At 73.9% G+C, this 24,900-nt stretch carries 29 protein-coding genes; 12 read left to right on the top strand and 17 right to left on the bottom strand.

Annotated features, from left to right (window positions below; genetic code table 11):
• Window positions 1-29: 29 nt before the first annotated feature.
• Window positions 30-518, bottom strand: a complete 489-nt coding sequence (locus BJY14_RS15920) for a MarR family winged helix-turn-helix transcriptional regulator (RefSeq protein WP_179844321.1) — start codon at window positions 516-518, stop codon at window positions 30-32.
• A 225-nt stretch (window positions 519-743) separates the two neighbouring features.
• Here BJY14_RS15920 and trpS point away from each other — a divergent pair, with 225 nt between their 5' ends.
• Window positions 744-1,775, top strand: coding sequence for a tryptophan--tRNA ligase (trpS, locus tag BJY14_RS15915; RefSeq protein WP_179844320.1), 1,032 nt, complete (start codon window positions 744-746; stop codon window positions 1,773-1,775).
• Between the two features lie 12 nt (window positions 1,776-1,787).
• Here the strand turns inward: trpS and BJY14_RS15910 are convergent, their stop codons facing one another.
• From BJY14_RS15910 to BJY14_RS15900, 3 genes are read right to left on the bottom strand one after another with little or no spacing between them, the layout of a single operon-like run.
• The gene (locus BJY14_RS15910) at window positions 1,788-2,405 is read right to left on the bottom strand and encodes a TetR/AcrR family transcriptional regulator (protein ID WP_179844319.1); all 618 of its coding nucleotides are present in this window, start codon (window positions 2,403-2,405) and stop codon (window positions 1,788-1,790) included.
• The gene (locus BJY14_RS15905) at window positions 2,405-3,319 is read right to left on the bottom strand and encodes a saccharopine dehydrogenase NADP-binding domain-containing protein (protein WP_179844318.1); all 915 of its coding nucleotides are present in this window, start codon (window positions 3,317-3,319) and stop codon (window positions 2,405-2,407) included. Before BJY14_RS15905 ends, BJY14_RS15910 begins: the two co-directional genes overlap by 1 nt.
• Window positions 3,316-4,131, bottom strand: coding sequence for a class I SAM-dependent methyltransferase (locus BJY14_RS15900; RefSeq protein WP_179844317.1), 816 nt, complete (start codon window positions 4,129-4,131; stop codon window positions 3,316-3,318). The genes BJY14_RS15905 and BJY14_RS15900 overlap by 4 nt, the downstream gene beginning before the upstream one ends.
• Window positions 4,132-4,258: 127 nt before the next feature.
• On the opposite strand from BJY14_RS15900, the gene BJY14_RS15895 reads away from it, so the two are divergent.
• Window positions 4,259-4,894: a TetR/AcrR family transcriptional regulator gene (locus tag BJY14_RS15895; protein ID WP_246395940.1), complete on the top strand. Its 636-nt coding sequence runs from the start codon at window positions 4,259-4,261 to the stop codon at window positions 4,892-4,894.
• A complete protein-coding gene (locus BJY14_RS15890) occupies window positions 4,884-5,972 on the top strand; it encodes a winged helix DNA-binding domain-containing protein (protein WP_179844316.1) in 1,089 nt (362 codons plus the stop codon). The genes BJY14_RS15895 and BJY14_RS15890 overlap by 11 nt, the downstream gene beginning before the upstream one ends.
• Here BJY14_RS15890 and BJY14_RS15885 read toward each other — a convergent pair.
• A complete protein-coding gene (locus BJY14_RS15885; protein WP_246395938.1) occupies window positions 5,969-6,493 on the bottom strand; it encodes a MarR family winged helix-turn-helix transcriptional regulator in 525 nt (174 codons plus the stop codon). The genes BJY14_RS15890 and BJY14_RS15885 overlap by 4 nt on opposite strands.
• 91 nt (window positions 6,494-6,584) lie before the next feature.
• Here BJY14_RS15885 and BJY14_RS15880 point away from each other — a divergent pair, with 91 nt between their 5' ends.
• Window positions 6,585-7,346, top strand: coding sequence for a dioxygenase family protein (locus BJY14_RS15880; RefSeq protein WP_179844315.1), 762 nt, complete (start codon window positions 6,585-6,587; stop codon window positions 7,344-7,346).
• Window positions 7,347-7,353: 7 nt separating this feature from the next.
• Here the strand turns inward: BJY14_RS15880 and BJY14_RS45230 are convergent, their stop codons facing one another.
• Both BJY14_RS45230 and BJY14_RS45225 read right to left on the bottom strand, forming a co-directional pair.
• The gene (locus BJY14_RS45230) at window positions 7,354-7,857 is read right to left on the bottom strand and encodes an NAD-dependent epimerase/dehydratase family protein (protein ID WP_246395936.1); all 504 of its coding nucleotides are present in this window, start codon (window positions 7,855-7,857) and stop codon (window positions 7,354-7,356) included.
• A gap of 6 nt (window positions 7,858-7,863) precedes the next feature.
• Complete coding sequence (locus tag BJY14_RS45225) at window positions 7,864-8,208, bottom strand: NAD-dependent epimerase/dehydratase family protein (protein WP_246395935.1); 345 nt, start codon at window positions 8,206-8,208, stop codon at window positions 7,864-7,866.
• Between the two features lie 252 nt (window positions 8,209-8,460).
• On the opposite strand from BJY14_RS45225, the gene BJY14_RS15870 reads away from it, so the two are divergent.
• On the top strand, window positions 8,461-8,973 hold the full coding sequence (locus tag BJY14_RS15870) for an O-acetyl-ADP-ribose deacetylase (protein ID WP_179844314.1): 513 nt from the start codon (window positions 8,461-8,463) through the stop codon (window positions 8,971-8,973).
• Between the two features lie 18 nt (window positions 8,974-8,991).
• Here BJY14_RS15870 and BJY14_RS15865 read toward each other — a convergent pair whose 3' ends face one another.
• From BJY14_RS15865 to BJY14_RS15855, 3 genes are all read right to left on the bottom strand, one after another.
• The gene (locus BJY14_RS15865) at window positions 8,992-9,468 is read right to left on the bottom strand and encodes a universal stress protein (protein ID WP_179844313.1); all 477 of its coding nucleotides are present in this window, start codon (window positions 9,466-9,468) and stop codon (window positions 8,992-8,994) included.
• A 62-nt stretch (window positions 9,469-9,530) separates the two neighbouring features.
• On the bottom strand, window positions 9,531-10,319 hold the full coding sequence (locus tag BJY14_RS15860; protein WP_179844312.1) for a TIGR03084 family metal-binding protein: 789 nt from the start codon (window positions 10,317-10,319) through the stop codon (window positions 9,531-9,533).
• 55 nt (window positions 10,320-10,374) lie between these two features.
• A complete protein-coding gene (locus BJY14_RS15855; protein WP_179844311.1) occupies window positions 10,375-11,982 on the bottom strand; it encodes an AMP-binding protein in 1,608 nt (535 codons plus the stop codon).
• Window positions 11,983-12,113: 131 nt separating this feature from the next.
• On the opposite strand from BJY14_RS15855, the gene BJY14_RS15850 reads away from it, so the two are divergent.
• The gene (locus tag BJY14_RS15850) at window positions 12,114-12,935 is read left to right on the top strand and encodes a class I SAM-dependent methyltransferase (RefSeq protein ID WP_312879250.1); all 822 of its coding nucleotides are present in this window, start codon (window positions 12,114-12,116) and stop codon (window positions 12,933-12,935) included.
• Here the strand turns inward: BJY14_RS15850 and BJY14_RS15845 are convergent.
• Complete coding sequence (locus tag BJY14_RS15845; RefSeq protein ID WP_179844310.1) at window positions 12,923-13,681, bottom strand: SDR family NAD(P)-dependent oxidoreductase; 759 nt, start codon at window positions 13,679-13,681, stop codon at window positions 12,923-12,925. The genes BJY14_RS15850 and BJY14_RS15845 overlap by 13 nt on opposite strands.
• Window positions 13,682-13,856: 175 nt before the next feature.
• On the opposite strand from BJY14_RS15845, the gene mshA reads away from it, so the two are divergent.
• Genes mshA through BJY14_RS15830 form a run of 3 tightly spaced genes read left to right on the top strand, consistent with a single transcriptional unit; the run spans window position 13,857 to window position 16,568 of the window.
• Entirely contained in the window at window positions 13,857-15,167 is a 1,311-nt protein-coding gene (gene mshA, locus BJY14_RS15840; protein ID WP_179844309.1) for a D-inositol-3-phosphate glycosyltransferase, read from the top strand.
• Window positions 15,168-15,219: 52 nt separating this feature from the next.
• Window positions 15,220-15,711, top strand: a complete 492-nt coding sequence (locus BJY14_RS15835) for a type III secretion system chaperone family protein (protein ID WP_179844308.1) — start codon at window positions 15,220-15,222, stop codon at window positions 15,709-15,711.
• A gap of 29 nt (window positions 15,712-15,740) precedes the next feature.
• Entirely contained in the window at window positions 15,741-16,568 is an 828-nt protein-coding gene (locus tag BJY14_RS15830; RefSeq protein ID WP_179844307.1) for a phosphoglyceromutase, read from the top strand.
• Window positions 16,569-16,623: 55 nt separating this feature from the next.
• Here the strand turns inward: BJY14_RS15830 and BJY14_RS15825 are convergent, their stop codons facing one another.
• Window positions 16,624-17,790 (bottom strand): MFS transporter, encoded by a 1,167-nt coding sequence (locus BJY14_RS15825; protein ID WP_218905408.1) that lies wholly within the window; start codon window positions 17,788-17,790, stop codon window positions 16,624-16,626.
• An 80-nt stretch (window positions 17,791-17,870) separates the two neighbouring features.
• On the opposite strand from BJY14_RS15825, the gene BJY14_RS15820 reads away from it, so the two are divergent.
• Window positions 17,871-18,284, top strand: coding sequence for a MarR family winged helix-turn-helix transcriptional regulator (locus tag BJY14_RS15820; protein WP_179844305.1), 414 nt, complete (start codon window positions 17,871-17,873; stop codon window positions 18,282-18,284).
• 12 nt (window positions 18,285-18,296) lie between these two features.
• Here BJY14_RS15820 and BJY14_RS15815 read toward each other — a convergent pair whose 3' ends face one another.
• Together BJY14_RS15815 and phoU are read right to left on the bottom strand one after the other, a co-directional pair.
• On the bottom strand, window positions 18,297-19,391 hold the full coding sequence (locus BJY14_RS15815) for a WD40/YVTN/BNR-like repeat-containing protein (RefSeq protein WP_218905406.1): 1,095 nt from the start codon (window positions 19,389-19,391) through the stop codon (window positions 18,297-18,299).
• Between the two features lie 67 nt (window positions 19,392-19,458).
• Window positions 19,459-20,121, bottom strand: a complete 663-nt coding sequence (gene phoU, locus BJY14_RS15810) for a phosphate signaling complex protein PhoU (RefSeq protein WP_179844304.1) — start codon at window positions 20,119-20,121, stop codon at window positions 19,459-19,461.
• Between the two features lie 169 nt (window positions 20,122-20,290).
• Here phoU and BJY14_RS15805 point away from each other — a divergent pair, with 169 nt between their 5' ends.
• Both BJY14_RS15805 and BJY14_RS15800 read left to right on the top strand, forming a co-directional pair.
• Window positions 20,291-21,499 (top strand): sensor histidine kinase, encoded by a 1,209-nt coding sequence (locus BJY14_RS15805; protein ID WP_179844303.1) that lies wholly within the window; start codon window positions 20,291-20,293, stop codon window positions 21,497-21,499.
• A 5-nt stretch (window positions 21,500-21,504) separates the two neighbouring features.
• Entirely contained in the window at window positions 21,505-22,176 is a 672-nt protein-coding gene (locus BJY14_RS15800; protein WP_479683714.1) for a response regulator, read from the top strand.
• Window positions 22,177-22,226: 50 nt separating this feature from the next.
• Here the strand turns inward: BJY14_RS15800 and BJY14_RS15795 are convergent, their stop codons facing one another.
• The 3 genes from BJY14_RS15795 to BJY14_RS15785 all read right to left on the bottom strand — a co-directional run bounded on the left by BJY14_RS15795 (window position 22,227) and on the right by BJY14_RS15785 (window position 24,792).
• Window positions 22,227-22,688, bottom strand: a complete 462-nt coding sequence (locus BJY14_RS15795; protein ID WP_179844301.1) for a hypothetical protein — start codon at window positions 22,686-22,688, stop codon at window positions 22,227-22,229.
• Between the two features lie 194 nt (window positions 22,689-22,882).
• Entirely contained in the window at window positions 22,883-23,875 is a 993-nt protein-coding gene (locus BJY14_RS15790) for a copper chaperone PCu(A)C (RefSeq protein WP_179844300.1), read from the bottom strand.
• A 143-nt stretch (window positions 23,876-24,018) separates the two neighbouring features.
• On the bottom strand, window positions 24,019-24,792 hold the full coding sequence (locus BJY14_RS15785) for a hypothetical protein (protein WP_179844299.1): 774 nt from the start codon (window positions 24,790-24,792) through the stop codon (window positions 24,019-24,021).
• Window positions 24,793-24,900 lie beyond the last annotated feature (108 nt).

Below are 24,900 nucleotides of genomic sequence, written 5' to 3'. Positions count from 1 at the left end.
AGTTCCGTTGCAGACTATCTAGGACGGTTTCACTTTCGCCGCTCGCGCGCCCGCCGGGCCTGCGCCGGGGCCTCCGGCGGGGTGGCCAGATGCCCGGCGACCAGGGTGTTCAGCGCCCGGACGAGCGCCTCGCGCTGATCGTCCGGCAGCGATCCGAGGGCCGCCGCGTGGACGCCGTCCACGAGCTCCTGGCTGCGGGCGGCGACCCGCGCGCCCTCCTCGGTGACGGCGACGATCCGCGCCCGCCGGTCCCGGGACGAGGGGCGCCGCTCGGCGAGCCCGGCCTTCTCCAGGGCGTCCACGGTCACGACCATGGTGGTCTTGTCCATGTCGCCGAGCTCGGCGAGCTGGATCTGGGTGCGCTCGTCTTCGAGGGCGTGCACCAGGACGCAGTGCATGCGCGGGGTCAGCCCGATCTCGGCGAGCGCCGCCGTCATGCGGCCGCGCAGCACGTGGCTGGTGTGGTCGAGCAGGAACGACAGGTCGGTCTGCGTGCGTGCGGGGGCCATCGAGGTCATGCGTCCAGCCTACCCAAGATGGTTTCGTTCTAGATTATCTGGCAGCCCTCGCATCGCGTGGGCTAGCATGAAGGGGTGAAGCGCACCGCATGCCTCGGCTGGTGGCCGTCCTAGGACGGCCACAGTGACGCATGCGATCGGGCCGTCCGCTGGACGGCCCTTTCTCCTCCTCGGTGAACCGGGCCGGACCGGCGGGACGGCCGCGGACCCGACGAGGAGGACCCCATGGACATCACCCCCGAAGCCCGCAGCCGCGAGCTGGAGGAACGCATCGCGGTCGACCCCGGAGCCTTCCGGATCCTGACCGGCGACCGCCCCACCGGCCCGCTGCATCTCGGGCACTACTTCGGCACCCTGGCGAACCGGGCGCGGCTCCAGCGCGCCGGCGTGGAGCTGTTCGTCCTGGTGGCCGACTACCAGGTGCTCACCGACCGGGACGTCGCCGACCACCTCTCGGACTATGTCGAGGGCCTGGTCGCCGACTACCTGGCCGCCGGGATCGACCCGTCCACGGCGACGATCTTCCGGCACAGCTCCGTCCCCGCGCTCAACCAGCTCATGCTGCCGTTCCTGTCGCTGGTGTCGATCGCGGAGCTGAGCCGCAACCCCACGGTCAAGGACGAGATCGCGACGTCCCGCCAGGCGGCGGTCAGCGGGCTGATGTTCACCTACCCCGTCCACCAGGCCGCCGACATCCTGTTCTGCAAGGCGAACCTCGTGCCCGTCGGCAAGGACCAGCTCCCGCACCAGGAGGTCACCCGGACCATCGCGCGCCGCTTCAACGAGCGCTACGGGCCCGTCTTCCCGGTGCCGGACGCCCTGCTGTCGTCCGCCCCGCTCCTGCTCGGAACCGACGGACGCAAGATGAGCAAGAGCCGCGGCAACGCCATCGCCCTGTCCGCCACCGAGGACGAGACGGCGCGGCTGATCAGGCGGGCCGTGACCGACGCCGACCGGACCATCACCTACGCGCCCGAGACCCGCCCGGAGGTCTCCAGCCTGGTGCTGCTCGCCGCGCTCTGCCAGGACCGCGACCCGCACGCCGTCGCCGCCGAGATCGGCGACGGCGGGTCGGCGGCGCTGAAGAAGGTCGTGACCGACTCGGTGAACGAGTTCCTGCGCCCGATCCGCGCCCGCCGCGCCGAGCTGGCCGCCGACCGCGCGTACCTGCGCGGCGTCCTGGCCGCGGGCGACGAGCGCGCCAACGCGGTCGCCGACCGCACGCTGGCGGAGGTCAGGGAGGCGATGGCGTCGTGAGGGCGGGGCGCCTCAGCGCGGGGCGAGGCCGTTGAGGACGGCCGCGACGAGGTCGTCCACGGCCTCCGGCGGCACGCGGTGCGCGAGGCCCTGGCCCTGGAACAGCAGCGACAGCACCGGCTCGTGGCAGGCGCCGACGATCATCGAGGCGGCCGCCTCGACCCGGGCGTCCGGGGCGAGGCGGCCGAGGTCGCGCTCGCCGCGCAGGTAGGAGGCGAGCCGCTCGTTCCAGGTGCCGCCACCGTCGCTCAGCGCGGCGAACCGGGCGAGGACGGCCGGGCGCCCGACCAGCCCGGTCAGCGCGGGCAGCAGCCCGTGGTGCAGGGCCAGGCCGTACGCCACGTACGCGCGCAGGTTCTCCTCGACCGTGCCGTCGCCGGGCTCGGGCAGAGGGCCGAGGGGGCGCATGACCGACTCGGCGTGCGCCCACAGCGCGTGCGCGAGCAGCTCCTCCTTGTCGGCGAAGTGGTTGTAGAGGACGCCGTCGGCGACGCCCGCCTCCCGCGCGATCGCCCGGACGGTCAGGCCCGCCGTCCCGCGCTCGGCGATCATTCGCTCGGCCGTGGCGATCAGGTGGTCGCGCAGGGTCCGGTCGCCGGCGCCCAGCGCCGCCGCTCTTCTAGGTGACATCACCCCGCATCGTAATGAGCGAGCTCGAACCCGTGCGCGGCGAGTCCGGGCAGGAAGTCCGGCCCGACGGCGTCCTCGATGTGGTGGACGCCGGGCGGCGTGCCGTCCAGGCCCCGGACGACCATCGCGGCGGCCAGGCCCGTCGCGCGGCTCTGCCGCCGTCCCGCGAACGAGCGCACCGTCCCGCCGGACGCGACCGCCACCGCGAACCCGTCGCCGCCGATGTGGACGCGGCGGAACGCGGCCCGCAGCGGGGCCAGGTCGCGGAACGGGACGAGGCGGGGGAGGAGCGCGGTCATGGCGCGCGAGTCGAGGCAGAGCCCCGTGCGGACGCGTCCGGGGAGGGTGTACTGGTCGGAGAACGGGAAGCGGTGCACGGTCCGGACGCCGTAGGGCGCGGGGAACCGCATCCGCCACGACTCCCCGAGGCCGGCGAGGGAGTCGAGCGTCCAGTCCACGGCGGACGGCCCGTGCCGGTCACCGGCGCCGATCAGGACGCCGATCTCGACGTCCCCGCCGCCGGCCTCGCGGGCCAGCAGGTTCGTGACGCCGGGAGCGAGCCCCACGCTCAGCACCGCGGCGGCGTTCCGCCCGGCGGCGAGCCCGTCCAGCTTCTCGATCCCGGCGAGCACCGCATGCGACGCGGACACGTCGACGTAGTGGACGCCCCGGGCGAGGCACGCCTCGGCGACCCGCGCGTTGCCCGTCTCCGCGCACATGACGACGGCGTCGGCTGCGAGCCGCCCCGGGTCGTCGCTCCGCAGGTCGAACCGCAGCGGGAGCGCGCCCGCCACGGTGCGGGCCTTGGCGAGGTCGCGCCCGGCGGCCACCACCTCGGGGACGTGCCCGAGCAGCCCCGCGACGACCTCCCGGCCGACCGCGCCGTAGCCGCCGAGGACCACGACCCTCCTCATCGCCGCGCCGTGACCAGCCACGCGGTGCCGCGCAGGCGGACGGCGCCGTCGCGCTCGAAGGGGCGCATCGCCTCGACCAGCGTGTCGCGCACCTCGTCGCCCGCGCCGTAGTTGTAGTGGATGGGGCCCCATCCGGCGAAGAACTCGCCGGCCTCGCGGGCGTCACGTCCCCAGATCTGCTCGGCCTCGACCCTGCGGCTGGACACGCCGTGGAACCCGGCGGCCCCGAGGATCTCCCGGACGCGGCCGGTGTCCGCGAGCGACAGCGGCCCGCCGTCGTGCCCGACCGGGGCCCGATCGAGGGGCGGGAGCGCGGCCATGATCGCTCCCATCTCGCTCTCGGCGAGCGGCGTCATGCACAGGAACGCCAGCCGGCCGCCGTCGCGCAGGGCCCGCCGGACGTTGCCGAACGCGGCGACCGGGTCGGTGAAGAACATGATCCCGAACCGGCTGACGGCGACGTCGAAGCCGCCCTCGGGGAACGGGTGCACCTGCGCGTCGCCCCGCTCGAAGGCCACGTTCGCGACGCCCTCCTCCGCGGCGAGGGAGCGGGCGCGGGCGAGCATCGGCCGGGACAGGTCGACGCCGGTCGCGGCGCCGAGGGACGCCCGCCGCGCCGCGAGCCGGGTGATCTGCCCGTTGCCGCAGCCGATGTCGAGGACGCGGTCGCGCGGCCCGATCGCCGCCGCCTCCAGCAGGGCGTCGTTGAACCCGCCGTTCATGGCGTCGTACCGGTCGTGGTTGTCGGCCCAGTGCTCGCCCTCGTACCCGTTCCACGCCTCCGCCTGGTGGGTGTTGACGATCTCCGTCATGACTCTCCTTGTTGTGAACGCATGTTCATGAACGTGTGTTCATAATGGAGGGCGGGCGGTCTCCGCGTCAAGACGGGAAAGGCTCGGGGTGTAGAACGGAATTCTTCGTTCCCCTATCATGGGAGCCATGGAGACGGCACGAGCGCCCATGAGCGGGCGGAAAGCGCAGGCCGCGCGCAACGACGAGCTCATCAGGGAGGCGGCGCGGGCGGTGTTCACCGCCGACCCCGGCGCGCCGATCTCGGCGGTGGCCGAGCACGCCGGGGTCGGGATCAGCGCGCTGTACCGCCGCTACAAGAGCAAGGAGGACCTGCTCCAGAAGCTCGCCGACGAGGGCATGGACCGCTACCTCGCCGAGGTGGAGGCGGCCCTGGACGACGACGGCGACGCGTGGGAGGCCTTCACCGCGTTCATGCGCCGCTGCCTGGACATCGGCGCGGGCTCGCTCACCATGCGGCTCGCGGGCGGCTTCGAGGTCACCGAGGCGATGAGCCGCAAGGGCCGCGAGATCCACGTCGCGACGCAGCGGCTGCTGGAGCGCACCCGGGAGGCGGGCGCGCTGCGTCCCGAGATCGAGGTCGGCGACGTCTCGGTGATCCTGGAGTACCTGCACGGCATCCGGATCGGCGACGATGAGCGGATGAACCGGCTCCGGCACCGCTACCTGGCGCTGATCCTGGACGCCATGAACCTCGCGGATCGGCACGAGCTGCCGGGTCCGCCGCCGAGCTGGCAGGAGCTGGTCACGCGCTATGACGACTGAGCTGGGACGACGGGCGCTCAACCGGGCGCTGCTGGCCCGCCAGCTCCTGCTGGAGCGGCGCGCCATGCCCGCGCTGGAGGCGATCGAGCATCTGGTCGGCCTCCAGGCGCAGGCCCCGAACCCGCCCCACATCGGGCTGTGGACCAGGCTCGCCGACTACGCGCTCGACGAGGCCGGGGAGCTGATCGCCGACCGCCGGGCGCTGCGGATGGTGCTGATGCGCGGAACGCTGCACCTGGTCAGCGCCCGCGACGCCCGCGCGCTGCGGCCGATCACCCAGGTGATCCTCGACAACTACCTGAAGGCGCGGGCGGCCGAGCTGGAGCACCTCGACCTCGCGGCCCTCGTCGCGTGGGCGCGGGCCCTCCTGGAGGAGGAGCCGCGGTCCGACAAGGACCTGCGCGCGCTGCTGGCCGAACGGTGGCCGGACGAGGACCCGGCGCTACTGGCCTGGGCCGTCCGCTGCCGGCTGCCGCTCGTGCAGGTCCCGCCGCGCGGGATCTGGGGGTCCTCGGGGATCGCCCGGCACACGACGCTGGAGAACTGGCTCGGGCCCGCGGTGCCCGACCCGTCCCTGGACGACGTCGTGCGGCGCTACCTGGGCGCGTTCGGGCCCGCGAGCGTCCAGGACGTCCAGCAGTGGGCCGGCCTCACGCGGCTCGGCGAGGTCGTCGAGCGGCTCAGGCCCGAGCTGGTCGCCTTCCGCGACGAGAACGGCCGGACCCTGTACGACCTCCCGGACGCGCCGCGGCCCGGCCCGGACGCGGAGGCGCCGGTCCGGTTCGTCCCCGACTTCGACAACCTGCTGCTGTCCCACGCCGACCGGGCGCGGATCATCTCCGAGGAGCACCGCAAGCGCGTCTTCACCGTCAACGGCATCATCCGCGCGACGTTCCTCGTGGACGGCTTCGTCCACGGCATGTGGAAGATCGAGAAGGGCCGTGGCGAGGCGACGCTGCGGATCGAGCCGTTCGCCCCCGTCCCGGGGCCGGAGCGCGCCGCGCTGGAGGAGGAGGGCATGCGCCTGCTCGCCTCAGCCCACCCCAAGGCGAAGTCGCACGGCGTGGAGTTCGGCTAGCCCTCGCGGGCGCACGGCGCCTCGCGGTCGGGGTCGAGCGAGCCCAGCAGCGCGTGCAGGATCTCGCGGAACTCCAGCATCTGCTCGCGGGTCAGCGGGTCGAACAGGTGCCGCCTGACCTCGGCGACGTGCCCCGGCGCCGCCTCGGCGAGGACGGCGAAGCCCTCGTCGGTCAGCCGGGCGATCGTGGTGCGCCGGTCGGCGGCGGGCTTGCACCTGCTCACCCAGCCGGCCTCCTCCAGCCGGTTCACGGCGTGCGACAGGCGGCTCGGGGACGAGTGGACGATCTCGGCGAGCTCGGTCATCGTCAGCGCGCGGCCGGGCGCCTCCGACAGCATCGCCAGGATCATGTAGTAGGTGTGCGGCAGGCCCGAGTCGCGCTGGAGCTGCCGGTCGAGGGCCTCGCCGAGCAGCCGGGACGTCCACAGGAAGGCGCGCCAGGTCTCCTGCTCGTCGTCGTCGAGCCAGCGCGGCACGGTCGTCGTCTCGCCGGTGGTGTCGCCGGTCATCGTCTCGGCCATGCCCCCATGCTACCCGGCACTTGAACCCTCAAGACTTGAATGTTCAACGAAATCGAGTATGGTTGAACTCTCAAGTAAGGGGAGGACGCTCATGACCAGGATGCCGGTGCTCTACCTCAGCCACGGCGCGCCGCCGCTGGCCGACGACGCCCGGTGGACCGCCGAGCTGGCCCGCTGGTCGGCGGAGCTGCCGAAGCCGGAGGCGATCCTCATGGTGTCGGCGCACTGGGAGGAGGCGCCGCTGAGCATCGGCGCCACCCGGCCGGTGCCGCTCGTCTACGACTTCTGGGGCTTCCCCGAGCACTACTACACCGTCAGGTACGACGCCCCCGGCGCGCCCGCCCTCGCCGACGACGTGCGCGGGCTCATCCCCGGCGTCCACCAGGACGAGGAGCGCGGTCTGGACCACGGCGCGTACGTCCCGCTCGTGGAGATGTATCCGGACGCCGACGTCCCCGTCCTGCAGATGTCGATGCCCACCCTGGAGCCCGAGCGCCTCTTCGAGGTCGGGCGGAGCCTCGCGCCGCTGCGCGACAAGGGCGTCCTCATCGTCGGGAGCGGCTTCACCACGCACAACCTGCGCGAGATGCGCCCGGACCCGGACGCGGCGCCGCCCGCGTGGTCGGCGGAGTTCGACGAGTGGACGGACCGGGCCGTGCGGGGCGGAGACGTCGACGCCCTGCTCGACTTCCGCGCCAAGGCCCCGGCCGCGCGCATCGCGCACCCGCGCACGGAGCACTTCGCGCCGCTGTTCGTGGCGCTCGGCGCCGACGCCGACGCCGCCTCGCGACGGCGCTCGGTCATCGACGGCTACTGGCTCGGACTGGCCAAGCGCTCGTTCCAGTTCGGCTGACCGGGGGTCAGTCGGTCCGGACGGGCACGTCCATCCGCGCGAAACCGGTGCGCCAGGACGCGACCCGCGGCTTCCACCCGAGGCTCAGCGCCCTGGCGTTGGACGCCGGACGCCCCGTCGCGGCCGCGTGCTTGCCGGCGCTGCCCGGAGAGGGCGCGCCGAGCGCCGCGCTGTAGACGGGCAGCCAGTCGGCCGTGGTCGCCGGCTCGTCGTCGACGATGTTGACGACCCCCGCGGGCCAGTCCAGGGCGGCGAGCGCCGCCGACGCCGCGTCGTCGGCGTGCACGAACGACGTCCAGGACGGCGCCTCGCGCAGCACGCCCGCCCGCACCCGCTTGGCGATCGCGCCGTCGGGCGCGTACCAGGTCCCGGGGCCGTAGAGCGCGCCGTAGCGCAGGACGACGCCGTGCGGCATCTCGGCGACCGCGCTCTCCAGCGCCGCGATGCCCGCGTAGGGCGGCAGGTGCGGGTCGAGCGGGTCGGTCTCGACGGCGGGCGCGTCGCCCGGCACGTACAGCTAGGCGATGCTCTGCGCGACCATGGTCCGCACGCCCGCGCCCTTCGCCGCGTCGACCAGGTTGCGGGTGCCCACGATCCGCAGGCGCGAGTTGGCCTCGAAGTCCTCGGCGCTGAGATCGGTGAGCTGGTGGACCACCGCGTCGGGGCGCTCGGCGGCCATGACGTCGCGCACCGCGGCGGCGTCGAGCACGTCCAGCAGGACCGGCGCGGCGCCGAGGTCGCGGATCATGCCGGTGCGTTCGGGTCGGCGCGTCGTCCCCGCGACCTCGTGGCCCGCCCGGACGAGCAGCGGGATCAGCCGGCGGCCGACTACTCCGGTCGCTCCGGCGAGGAGAATCTTCAAGGGGGTACCTCCGCGACTGTCACGCCATCGTGCATCGTCTGATGTGGGTCTGCCAGCACTGGTCACGCCCGGCGTTCCGCATGGACACCCCCCTGCGTCCGGCCGGACGAAGTCGGACGGGCCACACCGCCCCCCGGCGGCTCGTCCGCCATGAGCGTACCGCCGGGAAGCGCCCGAACGCGTTTCGCGTGCGCCGCGGGCGAGAATTCTTGTTCTCTGACGGGATTCGGCACTGCGAAGGATCGGCGGCACATGAAGATCACTCTTGTCCAGGGCGACATCACCGAGCAGACGGTCGGCGCGGTCGTGAACGCGGCGAACTCGTCGCTGCTGGGCGGTGGCGGGGTGGACGGCGCGATCCACCGCAGGGGCGGCCCGGAGATCCTGGAGGAGTGCCGCAAGCTCCGCTCCTCGCATTACGGCGGCGGCCTGCCGACCGGCCAGGCGGTGGCGACGACGGCCGGGCTGCTGCCCGCCGGATGGGTGATCCACACCGTCGGCCCCGTGTACTCCTCCTCCGAGGACCGCTCCCACCAGCTCGCCTCCTGCTACCGCGAGTCCCTTCGCATCGCCGACGAGCTGGGCGTCGACTCGATCGCCTTCCCCGCCGTGTCGGCCGGCATCTACGGCTGGCCCATGGACGACGCCGCCCGCATCGCGGTCGGCACCGTCCAGGGCACCCCGACCCAGGTGATGGACGCCCGCTTCGTCCTTTTCACCGAGGCCGCCTACGACGCCTTCGAGCGCGCCGTGGGAGCGCTCTAGCGCCGTCCGGGGGAGCGCTCAGCCCTCGTCGTCGTCCTCCTTCGGCGGAGGCACCACCAGGACCGGGCGGTGGGCGTGGTGCAGCACGCGGGTGGACACGCTGCCCAGGATCACCGACCGGGCCCCCGCCAGACCGCGCGAGCCGGTGACGACGAGGGAGGCGTTCAACTCCTCCGCGACGTCCACGATCGCGGCCCACACCGGCCCGCCGCCGCGCTCGGCGCGGACCGCCACGTCGGTCAGCCCCGCCTTGGCGGCGATGTCGGCGCCCTGCTGGGCGAGCCGTTCGGCCTGCTTCTCCTCCTCGTACTGCTCGCCCTCGTCGAGCCTGCCCGCCACCGGCACCGCGGCGGCCAGGGGCGCCCAGGAGATCTGGGTGAGCAGCGGCTCCCACACCGTCATGATCACGGTCGGTCCGGCGCGCAGGTGCCGCGCGACGTACTCGACCGCCGCCCGCGCGTCGTCAGAACCGTCGTATGCGATGAGAACTGTCATACGATCAACTTCTCCACCCCCGCGCGCCGCGAACGCGAACGCGGAGGTCAGTGGCGAATCTCTCAGGCGCGGGACGGGGCGCGGCCGGTCCCGGGCGGGCCCGCGAAGGCCTGCGCGACGTCCAGCCAGCGGTCGGCGTCGGGGCCGGTCGCGGCGAGGGCCAGGTCGGCGCGGTGGCGGCGCTGGGTCACCGCCTGGCAGAAGTCGAGGGCGGGGCCGGTGACCGACTGGCGGGCGTCCGGCGGGCCCCACGTCCACTCGTCGCCGTCCGGTCCGCGCAGGGCGACGCGGAACTCCTCAACGGGTGGCTCCAGGCCCCGGTTGCGGAACGCGAAGTCGCGGGTGCGGACGCCGATGTGCGCGACGTGCCGGAGGCGGGACGTGGGCGCCCGGCGCTCGCCGAGCGCGTCGGCGACGTCCTCGCCGTGCGCCCAGGTCTCCATGAGCCGCGCGGTCGCCATGGACGCGGCGCTCATCGGCGGGCCGAACCAGGGCAGGCGCGTGCCCGGCGGGACGGCGGCGAGGGCCTCGACCATCCGGCGCCGGCCCTCCCGCCAGCGGGCGAGCAGGCGGGCGGGCTCCTCCACGGCGCCTTCCCGGGCGCCGGTCTCGACGAAGCCGCCGGGGTCGGCCATGGCCTGCTCGACGATCCCCGCGAACGCGGCGGCGTCGGTGGCCGCCACGACCGCCTGCGCGTCCGTCCAGGCCAGGTGCGCGATCTGGTGCGCGATCGTCCAGCCCTCGGCCGGGGTCGGGTCCGCCCAGCGGCCGGCGGCCAGCGGTGCGACCAGGGCGTCGACGGAGTCGCCCTCGGCGGCGAGGTCGGCGAGCAGGAGCGTCAGGTCCGGCATCCCGCCATGATCCCGCGTCGCGGGGCCCGGGGTACAGGGCCGCGCGGGAACCCGTTCAGCCGAGGAGCGCGCGGGCGGCTGCGTAGTCGGCCTTGCCGTTCGGCAGCCGCAGCCCGCGGTCGGTGCGGACGAACGCCTTCGGGATCTTGTAGCGGGCGAGACGGGCGGCGCACCCGGCGCGCAGCTCCTCGTCGGACGGGGCGCCGGACGGGCCGACCACCGCGACGATCTCGGTGCCCCAGCGCTCGCTCGGGCGGCCGACCACCAGCGCGTCGGCGACGCCGGGCAGGCCGCGCAGGACGGTCTCGACCTCCTCCGCGAACACCTTCTCGCCGCCGGTGTTGATCGTGGTGGCCTCGCGCCCGTGCACCTCGACGGTGCCGTCGGCGAGGAGCCGGGCCCGGTCGCCCGCGACGACGAGCCGCTCGCCGTCCACGGTGAGGAACGTGGCCGCCGTCTTCGCCGGGTCGCCGAGGTAGCCGAGCGGGATCGCGTCGCCGCCCTTGGCCAGCCAGCCGAGCTCGTCCTCGCCGGGCGCGAGCCGCCGGGACCGGTCCGCGCTGAGCACGGCCGTGCCCGCCGCCGCGCGGAACGTCCGCGCCTCCGGGCCGTGCCGGGTGACCTGGAATCCGCTCTCCGAGGAGCCGAGGACGTCCACGAGCCGGGCGTGCGGGAGGAGTTCGAGGAGCCGCGCCTTCACGCCGGGGCTGATGCCGGCGGCGGAGTTGATCAGCGTCCGCAGCGAGCCCAGGTCGTGCGGGCGCGCCTCCAGGGCCGCGACGATCGGGCGGGCGAACGCGTCCCCGACCAGCGGCATCCGGGTGGCGCGCTCGCGCTCGGCGGTGGCCATCAGGTCGGCGGCGTCCAGGCCGTCCACCCGGTCGGGGAACACCACGCAGCCGCCGCCGCACCAGCCGCCGAGCGCCGACCACGTGCCCCCGCCGTGCATGAGCGGCGGACCGACCAGCACGCGGACGTCGCCGCGGACGGCCCGTTCGACCGCCTCGCCGAGGTCGGTGACGGGCGCGCCGTCGCGGCGCCGCATGCCGAGCGGCCCGGCCATCAGGTCGCCGATCCGCCACAGCACGCCCTTCGGCAGCCCGGTCGTGCCGCCGGTGTAAAGGATGTGCAGGTCGTCCGGGTCCGGAGGGACGGGAAGCGGCTCGGGGGACGCCTTGGCGAGCGCGTCCTCGTAGTCGAGCGCGCCGGGCAGGAGATCCGCGCCCGAGTCGTCCGCCACCTGGAGCAGGAGCGGGCCGGTGCCGAGCCTGCCGGCCACCCGGCCGATCACGCCGGCGAACCGCGCGTGGTAGAGGACGGCGGCCGGCCGGGCGTCGGCGAACAGCTGGGCCAGCTCGCCGTCCACGTACCGGTAGTTGACGTTGAACGGCGCGACCCGTGCCTTGTGCGCGCCGACCAGCCCCTCCAGGTACTCGGGCCCGTTGTGCAGGTAGAGCGCGAGATGGTCGTGGGGCGACTCCCACGGCTCGCGGGCCGCGCCGCCGCCGTGCACGCCGAGACCGCGGTCGTGCAGGACGTTCGCCAGCCGCCGCGTCCGGTCGGTGACCTCGCGCCAGGTCATCCGGCGCTCGCGCCACACCAGGCACTCGCGGTCGGGGATCGCGGCGGCGATGGCCTCGTGCAGGGTCGCCAGGTCGAGCATCGGCACTCCTCCGGGGGACGGGGCGTCGGCAGCACCGTAACCGATGACTTACCGAATCTGGTTCAGTGGGTGGGATCTCACGAAGTGAACTGACGTACGAGGCATAGGGCGGGACCCCCGACAATTACCCGGTGCCCCCTGTTTCGAGGCCGCGGGGGGAGGTGACCCGCGGCACCACGGCCCCCAACCGGCTGCGCCGGATCGACCGCTGGATCGCCGCCACCCAGACCGCCGCGCTGCGCTCGGACGCGCGGCCGCTGGCCGTCGACCTCGGCTACGGCGCCTCCCCGGTCACCACCTTCGAGCTGTACTCGCGGCTCCGCCCGGTGTCGCCGCGCCTGGAGGTCGTCGGCATCGAGATCGAGCCGGCCCGGGTCGCCGCCGGGGTCGCCTTCGCCGCCGCGACCGGCCCCCACGAAGGGCTGTCGTTCCGGCGCGGCGGTTTCGAACTGCCGGTGCCGCGCCCGCCGGTGCTGGTCCGGGCGCTCAACGTCCTGCGGCAGTACGACGAGGCGGCGGCCTGGCGCGCCTGGGACGACCTGCGCGCGCGCCTCGCCCCCACCGGCGTCCTGGTCGAAGGGACCTGCGACGAGATCGGGCGCCGCGCCGTCTGGGTGACGCTCACCAAGGACGGCCCGCGGACCATCACGTTCGCGGCCCACGTGCGCTCGCTCGAACGGCCGTCCGCGCTGGCCGAACGGCTGCCCAAGACGCTCATCCACCGGAACGTGCCGGGCGAGCCCGTCCACGGGTTCCTGACCGCGTTCGACCGCTGCTGGGACACCGCGGCGCCCCACTCGGTGTTCGGTCCCCGCGCGCGCTGGGTCGAGGCCGTGTCGTTGCTGGCGCGGACCCATCCCGTCCTGGCGCGGCCCCCGTACGGCGGCCGGAACCGGTGGCGCCTCGGCGAGGTCACGCTTCCCTGGAGCGCCGTCGCGCCCTACTCGCGGTGAAGCTTGTGCGGCGCGGCCTGGACGCGCGGCTGGACGTCGATGCGGTCGATGTTGACGTGCGGCGGGCGGGTGACGGCCCAGGCGACGCAGTCCGCGACGTCGTCGGCGACCAGCGGCTCGGGGACGCCCTCGTAGGGCTTGGCGGCCTTCTCCTCGTCCCCGCGGAAGCGGACCAGCGAGAACTCCTCGGTCTTCACCAGGCCCGGCGCGATCTCGGTGACCCGGACCGGTTCGGCGACCAGTTCCAGGCGCAGCACCTCGTTGACCGCGTAGGCGGCGTACTTGGCGGCGTTGTACCCGCCGCCGCCCTCGTAGGGGGCGTGCCCGGCCAGCGAGGTGATGTTGACGATGTGGCCCGCGCCGCTCTCCACCAGCTTCGGCAGGACCGCCTTGGTGACGCGGGCGAGGCCGATGACGTTGCTCTCGTACATCGACCGCCAGTCGTCCAGGTCGGCGGTCGCGACGCTGTCCAGGCCGAGCGCGCCGCCGGCGTTGTTGACCAGGACGTGGCAGGCGCCGACGGCCGCCGCGAGGGCGTCCACCGACTCCTGCGAGGTCACGTCCAGGGTGAACGCCGCGATCCGCCCCGCGCCCGGCACGCTCTCGGCGATCTCGCCGGCGAGGGCGTCGAGCCGGTCGCGGCGCCGCGCGGCGAGCACGACGTTGAACCCCTCGGCCGCCAGGCGCCTCGCCGTGGCCGCCCCGATACCGCTGCTTGCTCCGGTCACAATCGCCGTCTTGCGCATGCGTCCAGTCTTCCGGGTGGGTGAGCGTGGATCGGCAGAGTAAGCCAGAACGGCAGCCTATCCGCGCGCCGGGCACGGGTGAGGTGCGTCACTGTGGCGGGCGGCCGCGCTTGCCGCCCTTGCTGAGGGAACACGGAACCCGGTCGATAGGTTGCACTGTCGGAGGTGGTGTCGGGTGTCGCGTCGTATCAGCCGGGTTGCGACAGTGAGTGTGCATACGTCCCCTCTGGACCAACCGGGCACCGGCGACGCGGGCGGCCTGAACGTCTACGTCGTCGAGGTCGCCAAGCGGCTCGCCGCCAGGGGCGTCGAGGTGGACATCTTCACCCGCGCGACCTCGCGGGCCCTCCCGCCCGCCGTGGAGCTCGCGCCGGGCGTCCTCGTCCGCAACGTGGTCGCCGGGCCGTTCGAGGAGCTCGACAAGGCCGAGCTCCCCCGCCACCTGTGCGGCTTCACCTCCGGGGTGCTGCGCGCCGAGGCGGCCCACGAACCCGGCCACTACGACCTCCTCCACACGCACTACTGGCTCTCCGGCCAGGCCGGCTGGGCGGCCAAGGAGCGGTGGGGCGTCCCGCTCGTCCACTCCATGCACACGATGGCCAAGGTCAAGAACGCGGCCCTCGCGGACGACGACAAGCCCGAGCCGGCCGAGCGGGTCCTCGGCGAGGAGCAGGTCGTGGCGTCGGCCGACCACCTCGTCGCCAACACCGCCAAGGAGGCCGGGGAGCTCGTCGGCCTCTACGGCGCCGACCCCGCCCGCGTCGCGACCGTCAGCCCCGGCGTCGACCTCTCGCTGTTCCGCCCCGAATCGCCCCTCATCGCCCGCGGCGCCGGCCTCCTGCCGCACCGGACCGGCCCCGCCCGCCGCCGCCTCGGCCTGCCCCGCGACGCCTACGTGCTGCTGTTCGTCGGCCGCATCCAGCCGCTGAAGGCCCCCGACGTGCTGCTGCGCGCCGTCGCCCGCATGCTCGCCGACGACCCGGCGCTGCGCTCGCGGCTCGTCGTCGCCGTCGTCGGCGGCCCGAGCGGCTCCGGGCTGTGCCGCCCCGCGGGCCTGCAACTGCTCGCCGCCGAACTCGGCATCTCCGACGTCATGCGCTTCGAGCCGCCGTCGCCGCAGCACGAGCTGGCCGACTGGTACCGCGCCGCGGACGTCACCGTCGTCCCGTCCCACAGCGAGTCGTTCGGGCTCGTCGCCGTCGAGTCCCAGGCCTGCGGGACCCCCGTCGTGGCGTCCCGCGTCGGCGGCCTGTGCACGGCGGTCGCCGACGGCGAGTCCGGCGTGCTGATCCCCGGCCACGACCCCGCCGACTACGCCGCCGTCCTGCGGCGCCTGCACGCCGAGCCCGGCCTGCACGCCCGCCTCGCCCGCGGCGCCGTCCGCCACGCGCGCGACTTCGGCTGGGACGCCACCGTCGACCGGCTGCTCGAGGTGTATACCGGTGCCATGCCGGCGCCGGCCGCGGCCGTGCGGGCCACCGTATGAGCCGAGCCGACCGGGGGCGCGGGGGAGCCGCCCCCCAGAGGGGGGAGCGCACATGACCATCGCCGAGACCATCCGCGAGACGCTGAGGTCCAACGAGCTGGAGTTCGAGGAGCCGCGCGAGGACGCGTTCTTCGTCAAGCTCCCCGGGCAGCACAAGCTCGCCACCATGACGTGGCTCATCGCCGGCGACCACTCGCTGCACGTCGAGGCGTTCTTCTGCCGCCGCCCCGACGAGAACCACGCCGAGTTCTACCGGTTCCTCCTGGAGAAGAACGGCCGCATGTACGGGGTCGCCTTCGCGCTGGACGACGTCGGCGACGTCCACCTCGTCGGGAAGGTCCCGCTCGAGTCGGTGTCCCCGGAGGAGATCGACCGCCTCCTCGGCTGCGTCCTCACCTACTCCGACGAGAACTTCGACAAGGCGCTGGAGCGCGGGTTCAAGTCGTCCATCCAGCGCGAGTGGGACTGGCGCGTCAAGCGCGGCGAGAGCCTCGCCAACCTCCAGGCCTTCGCCTCCTTCGCGGACCCGGCCAACCGCGAGTGACCCGCGCGGGGCCGCTAGGCTCTGGTGCCATGGCGACCCTGGTATTGCTCCGGCATGGCGAAAGCGTCTGGAACGCGGAAGGGCTGTTCACCGGCTGGGTGGACGTCGACCTCTCCGCGAAGGGCGAGAGCGAGGCGACCAAGGGCGGCGACCTGCTGCTCGACGCCGACATCACCCCCGACGTGCTCCACACCTCCCTGCTGAAGCGGGCCATCCGCACCGCCAACATCGCTCTCGACGTGGCGGACCTGCTCTGGATCCCGGTGAAGCGCTCCTGGCGCCTCAACGAGCGCCACTACGGCGCCCTCCAGGGCAAGAACAAGGCGCAGACGCGCGAGGAGTTCGGCGAAGAGCAGTTCATGACCTGGCGCCGCTCCTACGACACCCCGCCGCCGCCCATCAAGGACGACGACCCCCTGTCCCAGGTCAACGACCTGCGCTACGCCGAGCTGCCGTCCGAGCTCATCCCGCGCTCGGAGTGCCTCGCCGACGTCGTCGACCGCATGCTGCCGTACTGGTACGACTCGGTCGTCCCCGACCTGGCCGCCGGGAAGACCGTCATGGTCGCCGCGCACGGCAACTCGCTGCGCGCCCTGGTCAAGCACCTGGACGACATCTCCGACGAGAAGATCGTCGGCCTGAACATCCCCACCGGCATCCCGCTCGTCTACGAGCTGGACGACGACTTCTCCCCGCTCAAGCGCGGCGGCGAGTACCTCGACCCGGCCGCCGCCAAGGCCGCCATCGAGGCCGTCAAGAACCAGGGCGCCGCCAAGGGCGGGAGCGCCGCCAAGCCCGCCGCGAAGGCCCCCGAGCCGAAGGACGAGCGCAAGTCCAGGCGCGGCAAGCGCAAGTAGCCGCGGAGGGGCCGCCCCCGGCGGCCCCTCGCATGCCGGACGCGGACCGGCGAGGTCACCCGGAGCCGGCGCTCGCGGGAACGGCCGCGCGGTCGCCGCGGTGAATGTGCACGGCCACGGCGAGCCCGGCGACGGTGAGCGCGGCCGCGACGGGCAGGAGAGAGCGCGGGCCCGGCCCGTCGATCAGCGTCCCGCCGAGCCAGCCGGCGAACGCGGCGGCGACCTGGAACGCGGAGGCGTTCACGGCCACCGCCAGCGTCGGGGCCGCGCCCGCCGAGGTCAGGACGCGGGTCTGCATGCCCGGGAGGATCGCGAAGGCCAGCAGGCCGAGCGCGAACGTCATCACGGCGGCGGGCGGCCGGGCCCCGCCGACCGCCCAGAACAGCGCCAGCGCGGCGGCCAGCGCGCCGAGGAGCCAGGCCAGTGACGGCATCAGGGCCCGGTCCGAGAGCCTGCCGCCGAGGAAGTTGCCGGCGACCGCGCCGGCGCCGTACACCAGGAGCAGCACCGGGACGGCGCCCTCGGGGAACCCGCCGACCTCGGTGAGCAGCGGGGCGATGTAGGTGAAGACGGTCACCACGCCCACGTTGCCCAGCGCGGTGAGCGCGATGGCCAGGCGGACGTCCCGTCCCGCGAACACGCGCAGCTCGCCCCAGAGCGGACCGGTCGCGGCGGCGGGCAGGGCGGGCACGAAGCGCAGCACCATGAGCAGGCCCACGGTGGTCAGCGCGGCGACCGAGCCGAAGGTCGCCCGCCAGCCGAGGGTCTGGCCGATCACGGTGCCCAGCGGGGCGCCGAGGACGATGCCGAGGTTCAGCCCGAGCGCCACCTTCGCGATGGTGGAGGACTCCCGGCCCGCGGGGGCCATGGAGGCGGCGGTGGCGATGGCGACGGCGAAGAACGTGGCCACGACCAGTCCCGCGGCGAACCGCGCCGCGAGCAGCACCGGGTAGTTCGGCGCCAGGGCGGAGCCGAGGTTCCCGAGGACCGACACGGCGATGAGGCCGATGACGAGCGGTTTGCGCGGCACCCGCGCGGTCAGCACGGTGACGACCGGACCGCCGACGATCATGCCGAGCGCGTAGGCGCTCACCAGGCGTCCGGCGGCGGGCACCGAGACGCCGAGGTCCGCCGCCACGTCCGGCAGGATGCCCGCGATGACGAACTCGCCGGTGGTCAGGCCGAAGACGACCAGCATGAGGGACAGGAGGGAAGGGGGCACGCGCGACTCCATTTACTTCGAACTCGGATGATGCGAATTAGCAATATCATGATTCGAAGTACAGGCGCTACACTCGGGGCATGCGCGAGCAGATGGAACGGGACGTGTGCAAGCTGGTCCACCGGTTCGCGCAGCGGCTCGACGTCCACGCCCGGCGGGTCGCCGACGAGGTGGGCATGACCGCGGCCCAGGTCGTCGCGCTCCGCGAGCTGTCCGAGCCGATCACGGCGCGCGAGCTCGCCCACCGCATGGCGTGCGAGGCGTCGAACGCGACCTTCCTGGTCGACCGCCTCGAAGGGCAGGGCCTCGTCGAGCGCCGCCCCCACCCCACCGACCGCCGCGCCAAGCAGATCGTCCTCACGCCGGACGGCGAACGCTGCCGCGCCGACGTCCTCGAACGGCTCGACGCCGACTCGCCGCTGACCGCGCTCGCCCCGGCCCAGCAGGAGTCCCTGCGCGACCTCCTCCGGTCGCTCCTGGGAGAGTCCGCCTAGCCGGCGACGCGGCTAGCGGGTGAAGGTGAGGCGGGCGGCGCGGCCCTTCTCGCCCGCCGCCCAGCAGCCACCGTCGGGCGCGCAGTCGACGGTGTCGAAGCTCCCGGTGTCGAACCGGGTCCAGGTGCGGCCTCCGTCGAGGGTGCCGTCGCTGCCCGTGGGGCCCACCGCCAGCGCGGCCGGGCCCGCATACGCCGGCCACACCGCGCCCGACCGGTACTCGGCCGGCGGGCGGTGCGCCGGACGCCACGTGCGGCCCCCGTCGCTGGTCGTCGCCGCGGCCGCCGGGGACGGCTGCCCCGGCCGGTAGTCGCCGCCGACGGCGACGCCGTGCCGGGAGTCGCGGAACGCCACCGCGAACACGCCCTGGGACGCGCTGGACGGCAGCGGCGTGTCGGCGACGGTCCAGGTGAGGCCGCGGTCACCGGAGTGGAACACGCGCGACCGCGACGCCCCGCCCGTCGCCAGCCACACGTCCCGCGACCCGTGGCTCACCAGGCACTGCCCGCTGGCGGCGAACCCGGCCTCGCCCTCCAGCGCCGGGGGCATGCCCTCGGACGGCAGGACCCGCCAGCTGCGGCCCGCGTCGCCGGTGGAGATGATCCGGAACCGGCCGTCCACGGGGTCGCTGACGGCAAGCCCGTGCCTGGAGTCGAAGAACGTGACGCAGTCGTAGAACGCCCTCGGATCGTCGTTCTCGAAGCCGAGCGTCCAGGTGGCGCCGCCGTCCGAGGTCCGGTAGACGCGGGACGCGTCGCCCTCGCCGATGGCCAGCACGACCGCCCGCCGCGCGTCGAACGCCTCGACGTCGCGGAACTCCAGGCCCCGCGCGCCCGCCGGGGCGACGTCGCGCCACGTGCGGCCGCCGTCCGTCGTCCGCAGCACGGTCCCGCCGCTGCCCGCCAGCCACGCGGTCTCGCGGCCGACCGCCGCGAGGCCGCGGAACCGCGCCTCGCTCCCGGTCGGCGTGAGCCGCCAGGCGGGCCCGCGGGCCCCCGGCGACTGCCGCTCCGACGCGGCGCCCGGCACCCCGAGGGCGGCCGCCATCACCGCCCCGCACACCCCGGCCACCGTGATCGCCCGGCCCAGCGCCCGCATCGGTCCCATGACGCGCAAGCTAACGAACGTTGATCAAGCCGTCCAGACCCGCGGGGCCCGGGCCGCGCCGGCCGGTTCAGGCCGAGTCGATGATCTCCTCGGGCCGCTGGCCGGTCACCAGGTAGACGACGTTCTCCGCGACGTGCACGGCGTGGTCGGCGAAGCGCTCGAAGTAGCGCCCGGCGAGCGTGATGTCGACGGCCGGCTCGACGCCGTGCCGCCACTTCGGGGACAGCAGCATGTCGAACAGGCGGCGGTGCAGGCGGTCCATCTGGTCGTCGTCGGCGTCCAGCTCCAGGCCCATCTCGACGTCCTGGGACGCGATCACGCTGCCCGTCTTGGCGATCATCCGCTCGGCGATCTGCCCCATCTCCAGGACGATCGCCTGCAGCTCGGGCGGGACGGCCGACTCGGGGTGGCGGCGCCGGGCCGTCTTGGCGATGTGCACGGCGAGGTCGCCCATGCGCTCCAGGTCGCCGCTCATCCGCAGCGCCGTGATCAGGGTCCGCAGGTCGCCGGCGACCGGCTGCTGGCGGGCCATCAGGTCGAACACCGTCGCCTCGATGGCGGCGTCGATCTTGTTGACGTGCTCGTCCCCGCTGATGACCTCCTCCGACAGCCGCAGGTCGGCGTCCAGGAGGGCGGTCACCGCGCGGGCCATCGCGGACCGGACGAGGCGGGTCATCTCCACCAGGCTGTCGGTGAGGGAGTCGAGTTCCTCGTGGTAGGCGTCGCGCACTTGAGAATCCTTCGATGTGAACGGGCGGGCAGGGCGGACTCGCCCACGCCACACTTTGCCCCACGGGCGTGAACGCATCCGGAGGGAAAGGTGAACTTTCGGGTAACGAGAAGGCGCTGACCAGGCCAGGCGGGAAGCGTCGCTCCGAACGCCGCTTACGATCCGAGGTGTGGAGGTCGAGATTGTCGCGAGCCTCACCGGGCTCGCCGGGCTCGCGATCGGGCTCGCGACTGGATTGGCGGTGCGGGTGAGCGAGCGTGCCCAGCGGACGGCGGTTGCGACGAACCCGGTGGGCAGCCTGCCGCCGGGCGTCGCCTCGGTGCTGAGCGTCCTGCGGTCCTCTGCCGTCGTGGTGGACGGCGAGGACCGGGTGCTGCGGGCCAGTTCGGCGGCGCGGGCGTACGGCCTGGTCAGCGGCGACCACCTGGTGGTGGACGAGGTGATCGCGATGACCCGGCTCGTCCGCCGCGACGGGGAGATCCGCGAGATCGAGATACAGGTCGGCCCGAGCGGCGGCCGCCGCCGGGCCGAAGGGCGCTGGTTCGCGGTCCGCGTCGCGCCCCTCGGGTCGCACGGGCTCGTCCTCGTGCTCGCCGAGGACCTCACCGACATGCGCCGCACCGAGGCGATCCGCCGCGACTTCGTGGCGAACGTCAGCCACGAGCTGAAGACCCCGGTGGGCGCCCTGTCCCTGCTGGCCGAGACCGTCGAGGGAGCCGCCGACGACCCCGAGGCCGTCCGCCGGTTCGCCGGCCGGATGCAGTACGAGTCGGTGCGGCTGAACAACCTCGTCCAGGACCTGATGACGCTGTCGCGCGTCCAGGGCGACGAGCCGCTGCCCGAACTGACCCCCATCACCCTCGACGAGGTGATGGCCGAGGCGCTCGACCGCTGCCAGATCAAGGCGGTCGCCAAGGACATCCAGCTCGCGTCCGGCGGCGAGGACGGGCTGCGGGTCCGCGCCGACCAGGAGCTGCTGGTCACCGCGCTGCGCAACCTCGTCGACAACGCCGTCGCCTACAGCCCCGAGCACACCCGGGTGGTCGTGTCGACCCGCCGGTGCGACGAGACGCACGTCGAGATCAACGTGACCGACCAGGGCATCGGCATCCCGGAGGCCGAGATCGAGCGGATCTTCGAGAGGTTCTACCGGGTCGACCCCGCCCGCTCCCGCCAGACCGGCGGCACCGGCCTCGGCCTCGCCATCGTCAAGCACGTCACCAGCAAGCACGGCGGCGACGTCACGGTGTGGAGCAAGGAGGGGCACGGGTCGACGTTCACGATCCGGCTCCCCCTGATCGACACGCCCCGCCGCCGGACGGCCGGCGCGACCGCCTATCAAGCCCCAGAGAACACCGCCCGGGAGGCAACACCGTGACCCGCGTGCTCGTCGTGGAAGACGAGGAGTCCTTCAGCGACGCACTGTCGTACAACCTGCGCAAGGAGGGCTTCGAGGTGGCCGTCGCCGCCACGGGCCCCGACGCGCTGGACATCTTCGAGCGCAACGGTGCCGACCTCGTGCTGCTCGACCTGATGCTGCCCGGGCTGCCCGGCACCGAGGTGTGCCGCGAGCTGCGCGCCCGTTCCAGCGTCCCGGTCATCATGCTGACCGCCAAGGACAGCGAGGTCGACAAGGTCGTCGGCCTGGAGCTCGGCGCCGACGACTACGTCACCAAGCCGTTCTCCACCCGGGAGCTGATCGCCCGGATGAGGGCCGTGCTGCGCCGCCAGGGCGAGGTCGAGGAGCCGACCCCGGCGACGCTGGAGGCCGGCCCGGTCCGGATGGACGTGGAACGCCACGTGGTCAGCGTGGGCGGCGAGGCCGTCCAGCTCCCGCTCAAGGAGTTCGAGCTGCTGGAGGTGCTGCTGCGCAACGCCGGCCGCGTCCTCACCCGGATGCAGCTGATCGACCGCGTGTGGGGCGCCGACTACGTGGGCGACACCAAGACGCTGGACGTCCACATCAAGCGGCTCCGCGCCAAGGTCGAGGAAGTGCCGTCCACCCCCCGCTTCATCGTCACCGTCCGAGGCCTCGGCTACAAGTTCGAGCCCTAGAGACGAGGGCGAGGACCCGGCGGCGTGCCGCCGGGTCCTCGCAGGTGGGTCTAGCGGTTGATCCGGGACCAGGCCGCGAGGCCGCCCATGGCCATGGTGCAGGCACAGCCGAAGCCGAACAGACCGCCGACGTAGGTGTTGAAGAAGAGATCGCCGACGAGGATGCGGTCGAAGAACGCAGACCCGCAGACGGCCCCGACGACGCCCCCGACGACGAGGTTGAGGCCCATCGTGACGAGGACCTCCACAGCGGCGAGCGCAGTGGGCCAGGTGAAGCCGACGCCGTCGGCCAGATTGATGATGCCGCTGACGGCGACGAGGATGCCGGCGCCCGCGGCGGCGCAGATGGCAAGGGCGACGAGGCCCTTGAAGCCGAGGATGCCGTTCTGGTCGCCGTTGCTCATGACGGCGGCGCAGATGCCGGTGATGACGGCGCCCGCGATGACGAGGACGGCGCCGATGACAGCGCTGCGGATGAAGGCGGCGCTGCGGACGATCATGAATTTCGTCATTGGAAGACTCCCGGTTTGTGGCGCGCGCAGGTACGCGCGACTCGATCCGGCATCTACCGTCCCAAGGCGAGGGGATCGCGCATCCATGACTCCGGCCACGTCCCGATGTCGAAGTTCGATCGGCGGCAGAAATGAGGAACGGCCCGTCCCGGGTGGGACGGGCCGTTCTCTTGTATGTGTGCCGGGGCGGCGGGTCAGCCGGCGGCCGGGGTCTCCGTGGTGGCCGGGGTCGGCGACGACTCCGGGCCGCCCTGCTCGGCGCCCGGGGACGGCGACGCGCTCGCCTCACCGCCGGGGGTCTGGCCGGGCGTCTGACCGGGCGTCTGACCGCCGGGGGACTGCTGGCCGCCGGGGGACTGCGGCGTGGCGGGGGTCATGGGCAGCGGGTAGCCGCTGAACTCGTCCTGCCGCGCGACGACGGGCACCTGGAACTCGACGGATCCGGCGCGCTCGAACCGCATCGTCAGCGGGACCGTGGCCCCGGCGAGCAGCTCCTTGCCGAGCTGGGGCAGCACGATCAGCGGCTGCTCCCCGCCGGTGCCCGGCGTGGCCGACGGACCGCCGCCCTGCGGGCCCGTCGTGTTCTGCGAGGTGGGGGTCTCGGACACGTTCGGCGTCGCGCCCTGACCGGTCGGCTCGGGGGTAGCGCCGCCGGAAGGCGCGGCCGGGCCGGAAGGCGCGGCCGGGCCGGAGGGCGTGCCGCCGGTCGGGGTGGCGCCCGGCTGCTGCGTCTTCTTCTTGCCGCCCTGCTGCTGCTGTTGCGGGGTGGGGGTCGCGGAAGGCTTGCCCAGCAGCTTGGTGAAGCTGCCCGTCCCGTCCGGGGCGGCGGGCGGCAGGGTGAGCGCGCCGCCCTGGATCTTCGCCTCGGCGCCGAACGCCGGGCTGCTGACCGAGACCAGGCGGTCCTGCCGGCCCTTCACCTGGTTGATGACCACACCGTAGAGGGCCAGGGACGTGCCCGCGGGGACGGGGCGTCCCGCCTCGGGAGCCAGCAGGAACATGTGGCGCAGGTCGATCTGCGCCGCGCCCGGCTTGTCCTTCGGCACCGACACGTTGACGCCCTCGGTGAGCTGGGTGGGGGCGGCGGACTGGGGCTTCTCGCCGGCGCCGCAGCCGGAGACCACCGGCGCGATGGCGACGGCGCCCGCGACGGCGAGCACGACCATTCGACGGCTGTTTCGGATCACGGCGGCGGTCTCCTCGCGAAATATCAGATGAAGAGGTGGCTTCAGGAAGTTGTGAGGCTGGCGTGAGATACGCCAGGGGAAGCGTAGCGAGGTCCTGCCGGTGACCCCTCCCCGGGGTGGCCGACACGCCTGGCGCTGGATGCCTAACCGGAGCCGAGACTCTTGATCTTCACGGTGAGCTCGGGGCCGGGCCGGGGCGCGCGGACGACCTCGGTGACCAGGCCGTCCGGCTGCACGAAGACGGCGGTGATGCCGGTGCCCGTCGGGCCGGGCGTGCCGGGGGCGGGCGAGTAGGCGCCGGCCAGGACGCCCGCGCGGTCCTCCAGGATCTGCGGCGTCCCGTTGTGGGCGGTGCCCGCGCACGCCTTGAGTTCCTTGAGCGGCATGGGCTTCCTGTCGCCCGCCGGGCGCGGGTCGGCGACGAGCCAGAAGGTGAGGGTGTACTCCTGCGTCCGTCCGGCCAGCTCCGCCACCAGGCCCTCGCACCGGTACCCGGGCGGGACGACGGCGATCACGCCGGGGCGCAGGTCCCGCAGGGGCTTGGAGGCGCGGCCGGCGGTCACGAGGTCGACCCGGCGGTCGGGCAGCAGCCCGCCGACCCTTCCGGGGCTCGCGGTGGGGCGCGGGGCCAGCTGGGCGGTCGTCGGCCGGGGCGCGGGACGGGGACCGAACGCCGTCATCAGGACGCCGCTCAGCAGCGCGACCAGCAGCGCGCCCGCGATGATCGGGACGGCGACCCCGAACCGGGTCAGCGGGCGGTACAGCCGCCGCGCCCGGGCCCTGCGGCGCCGCCGGCGCCTCTCCCGGTGGTAGGCGGCGACGTCCCGCTCCAGCTCGCGGGCGTCATCGGGCACGACGACGTCAACGCGTGGGAGCCCGTAGTCGTCGGGCTCCGGGTCGCCGCCGTCCGGCCTCACGCGGCACCTCCCTCGCCGATCCGGTGTTCCCGCGGGACGCGCGTCCCCATGCCGTGTCCTATTAAGACCCTTCCGGGCGCTTCGTACCCGCGCGGCCCAGGGTGCTCA

Source organism: Actinomadura luteofluorescens (assembly GCF_013409365.1).
Classification (GTDB): Bacteria; Actinomycetota; Actinomycetes; order Streptosporangiales; family Streptosporangiaceae; genus Spirillospora; species Spirillospora luteofluorescens.
Note: the sequence above shows the minus strand (reverse complement) of the source record. Positions and strands in the feature narration are given on the sequence as shown.